Source organism: Photobacterium carnosum (assembly GCF_021236965.1).
GTDB classification, from domain to species: Bacteria; Pseudomonadota; Gammaproteobacteria; order Enterobacterales; family Vibrionaceae; genus Photobacterium; species Photobacterium carnosum.
In genome coordinates this window covers 1-3,929 of record NZ_WMDN01000049.1, presented here as the reverse complement: position 1 = coordinate 3,929, position 3,929 = coordinate 1, and the positions used below count along the sequence as shown (strand labels likewise).

Genomic DNA, 3,929 nt, shown 5'->3' with positions numbered 1-3,929 from the left:
AAGCTAAATCGTATCAACCAGGCATAAAAAAGGCCGCTACATATGAGCGACCTTTAAAATTAAATTTACAAAAATTAAGCATGTTTAAAACCAAGATTTAGCTTAAATCCACATGCTTGAGCATAACTCACTAAAGTTTTAAGACTAGGATTTGATCGTCCAGATTCTAAGCGTGAAATATTCGGGGCTTTTGTTCCCATTTTTTCAGCTACTTCATCTTGAGTTAAGCCTGATTTTTCTCTCATTGAAATTAGAGAACTAATCAATTCAAATTCAACACTTAGATCATCATAAGCTTCTTTTACTTCAGGATTCTGTAATGCTTTTCTTTTTAATGCAGATAAACTCATAACTTCACCTCTTTCATTCGCTCTCTGGCAAGTTCTATTTCTTTTTTTGGGGTCTTATTCGTCTTTTTCACAAAAGCTCTTAATACGTAAACGTGCTGTCCTTTTAAATAGCAAAACAAACCTCTACCTATACCTTCTTGAGCTTTAGCTCTTATTTCAAAAAGCCCATCTCCCATTGAGTCTGTATGTGGTGGGCCTAAATTTGCCCCATATAATTCAATTAATTCGAGTAACTTAATCATACGAGCCTGAATTTTAGGTGGCATTGCTAATATTTCATCTTCAACACCAGAGTAAAAATCCACTTTCCAAGCCATTTCACAACCACCAAACCTATCATATATGATAGGTCACTTTAACATTACTGGCTTATTAAGGTCAAAACATAGATTAAAATTGGTATCAGTAACCAGATAAAAAAACCCGCCTCGATGGGCGGTTATTTAACAGTAATTCTATTTATGCGAACTCAAAGATAGAAAAATTAAACAGTAAAAAACATTTTGTTAGTTTTAGTCGGAGAACTATGACAAAAGCAGACTGTAATTAGAATGTGTGATTAATTATTCGCTTACGAGCCTTTCATTGAATAATTTGTTTGAAAAGTATGTCGATAGCCAGAGCATTGATAACGCTAGCGTCCATTTTTACGAACATTTTCTGAGCTATTACACTTAGGACATTGAAGAAAAAGGATCACTATAATAATCATCAGTCAAAGTACTAAAACGTAATGATAGTTCAAATCAATAATCTAGGAACTCACCCATTCTTTTAATCATCATAAATTCACATTTTTAATTTATTGCTTAATTAATATATAAAATAGAAAATAAAAGAAATTTAATACAATCTTGAGTTATTTAAACAAATGAATAAAAAACACATAATACCAATTATATTTTTGACTATTTTCTTATTGTTATGGCTTGAGCAAACTCTAGGAATAAAATGGGCATTAATGGCTTTTATTGGGTTTTTACTTGGATTTACTTTATCGTTCAGTGGTTTCGGAATTGTTTTTGGTTGGCGTCAAATGCTAACTAAATGTGATAGTTTTTATGTTAGATCATGTCTTATTACGATCTCTATCGAAATAGTCCTTTTTACCATTTGCTTATCATTTGGTCATGCCTTCTTTGGTGGTAAAATGGTTGGAAATATAATACCAATTGGGATCCCTTTTATTGGCGGCGCTTTTTTATTTGGTTGCGGTATGCAATTAGCGGGAGTATGCGCTTCTGGTACATTATATTGTTGTGGAGAAGCTAAACCTAGGTTTTGGATTGTATTAATTTTTTATGGTATTGGTACATTAATTGGTCATTATTATCAACAAATAATTAATACAACATTTCACAGTCAAGTTGTTCTAATGAAAGATTTGACAGGGGGATTCTTAAGCGGAGCATTACTAAATTTAGCATTTGTTGGATTGCTTTTTGTTGTTTTTTCTCGTACCGAGTTTAAACGTACCAAACAAGTACAACCACTTTTACGAGGGAAACATTTATTTTGGCGTGATGGCCATTTTACAATACTTACTGGAGGAATAATTATTGCGTTATTGAACTCTAGTATTGTTGCTATATATGGTTCTGCATGGACAATTACGGGAGCTATTTACGATATGGCGTTAAGATGTGCATCATGGTTTGGTTTATTTAATAATTATCCTAAACTAGCACAACCTCTTTTCAGTAATCCTATGGTTGGTATGTTTTGGGCTGGAGTTTTAGGCGCAGCCTTATCAAAATGTATTCGTAATAAACAAAATGATAATCCAATTAATATTAAAATCATTATGGCATCAATTATTGGTGGCTTATTAATGGGAATTGGAGCTATGTATGCCGCATGTAATTTGGGTGGCTTTTTTGATGGTACAGCATCTGGTAGTTTACATGGATGGCTTTGGATGTTTGTTGCGTTATTTGGTAGTATCTTCGGTATAAAATTACGTCAATTTTTCTATAATTAAGTAATAAATCATTTTATCACCACCGAGTCTCAGTCAAAATTAATAATTTTTCTGGCATCGGTGGCGATTTTGCACCACGTTTAATCAGTATATTAAATATATTTTCAACTCGAAAGCGATAATTAAATCAAAAACAAAATTCACCAAAGTAACGAGGAATATGTTTTTCTCTAATCGCGTAATACGTTCCTTTTATTTAATTTTTAACTTAATCTATAATTTCTTATTTTTTCAGACAAGAAACAACACTTAGCAGCATATAAATAGGATGACCATCTTTATTTAAAGAGATCGCTGATACGAAGTAATGCCATTCACTTAAGGATATTTTGTTTTGCGTACAAAATAGAATATTTCAGATAGCAAAGAATCCAGTTATAGCTAGACTCTTTAATTATCAAAAGTTTTCTTACATAAGGATTTCAGGTTTAAGTGAATAACATTAGCCCAATTTGAGGCGGTATTTAACATCAAATCTATTTATGCGATCCGAATCCACACAACATAGACTCAATAAAAATTCGATGCGAAAAATGTTTTTAATAGGGACCTATTCGAAAAGATCATCTTTTGTTATAAAATACAAAACCATTCAATAAAAAAGAAAATCATGACAGACGCTATAAAATTATTAATGAACATTCGCAGCCTTCGTGCTTTTACTCGTGAAGCAACAACTATTGAGCAGTTACAAAAGGCATTAGAGAATTTAACTCAAGTTGTAAATGAGCGTATTGCAGAAGATGAGCAAGAAAAAGCCTCATCCAAAGAACGTGAAGAAAAATTAGAGATTTATCGTCAAATGCTATTATCTGATGGCTTATCTATTGAAGATATTTTATCTATACAAGAAAAAGCACCTAAAAAACCTCGTGCAATACGCCCAGCAAAATATAAATATCTTGATGATAATCAAGATGAGAAAACATGGACAGGGCAAGGTCGCATACCAAAAGCATTAAAATTAGCTGTTGATAACGGGGCTAATTTAGACGATTTTCTTATTTAATACGTCAATAAGATTTATTTTAAATCTACCTAACATACAAAAATACCGCCTCAACTTGGGCGGTATTTCACATCAAATCTATTTATGCGCACCAACCACCTTTATGGTGAGGACCTGTTCCACCATATGGATGTTCTCCGTGTGGACACGCATTCGCAACACCAACTGCAAATAACCCAACTAATAAAACGATTAATAATTTTTTCATAAAAAAGAATCTGTAAAAAATAAAGACAATTATACTTTTAACGAATAGTGTAAGTTGATATTTGTATTTTGATATCTATTCAAAAGATTGCATTTTCTGTGCTAAGAGACAACAAAGGTCGACATTAGCAATCTTGCACCTTAGATTTAAAATAAATCTAAAATCCCACAAAACACCTCGAAATAGATTTATTTTAAATCTGCCAGTTTTTCTCAATTCATCTTCCCATAAACCACTTATCAGTCTGATGTAACCCAAATACCCATCAAATCGCCCCTAGAAACGATTCTAAGACCACAAATACCTATCACTCGACACCTAGTATGACTTTTATCTAAAAGCGGCTGTATTTAACATATGCTATCTAACGCGCACTACGAG

General features: G+C 32.5%; 4 protein-coding genes and 1 pseudogene. 2 read left to right on the top strand and 3 right to left on the bottom strand.

What is annotated here, in order from left to right; translation table 11 throughout:
* Positions 1-74: 74 nt before the first annotated feature.
* Both GLP24_RS19650 and GLP24_RS19645 read right to left on the bottom strand, forming a co-directional pair.
* Positions 75-350, bottom strand: coding sequence for a helix-turn-helix domain-containing protein (locus tag GLP24_RS19650; RefSeq protein ID WP_065176947.1), 276 nt, complete (start codon positions 348-350; stop codon positions 75-77).
* Entirely contained in the window at positions 347-667 is a 321-nt protein-coding gene (locus GLP24_RS19645) for a type II toxin-antitoxin system RelE/ParE family toxin (RefSeq protein ID WP_065176948.1), read from the bottom strand. Before GLP24_RS19645 ends, GLP24_RS19650 begins: the two co-directional genes overlap by 4 nt.
* Positions 668-1,221: 554 nt before the next feature.
* Here GLP24_RS19645 and GLP24_RS19640 point away from each other — a divergent pair.
* A complete protein-coding gene (locus tag GLP24_RS19640) occupies positions 1,222-2,331 on the top strand; it encodes a YeeE/YedE thiosulfate transporter family protein (protein ID WP_101770420.1) in 1,110 nt (369 codons plus the stop codon).
* A 16-nt stretch (positions 2,332-2,347) separates the two neighbouring features.
* Here the strand turns inward: GLP24_RS19640 and GLP24_RS19635 are convergent.
* Positions 2,348-2,635: pseudogene (locus GLP24_RS19635) on the bottom strand (hypothetical protein); the annotation flags it as partial.
* Positions 2,636-2,941: 306 nt separating this feature from the next.
* On the opposite strand from GLP24_RS19635, the gene GLP24_RS19630 reads away from it, so the two are divergent.
* Positions 2,942-3,340, top strand: coding sequence for an H-NS family histone-like protein (locus GLP24_RS19630; RefSeq protein WP_101770421.1), 399 nt, complete (start codon positions 2,942-2,944; stop codon positions 3,338-3,340).
* Positions 3,341-3,929 lie beyond the last annotated feature (589 nt).

Coding starts and splice junctions, on each gene's coding strand:
- GLP24_RS19650 (WP_065176947.1), bottom strand. CDS start 350: ATGAGTTTATCTGCATTAAAAAGAAAAGCATTACAGAATCCTGAAGTA.
- GLP24_RS19645 (WP_065176948.1), bottom strand. CDS start 667: ATGGCTTGGAAAGTGGATTTTTACTCTGGTGTTGAAGATGAAATATTA.
- GLP24_RS19640 (WP_101770420.1), top strand. CDS start 1,222: ATGAATAAAAAACACATAATACCAATTATATTTTTGACTATTTTCTTA.
- GLP24_RS19630 (WP_101770421.1), top strand. CDS start 2,942: ATGACAGACGCTATAAAATTATTAATGAACATTCGCAGCCTTCGTGCT.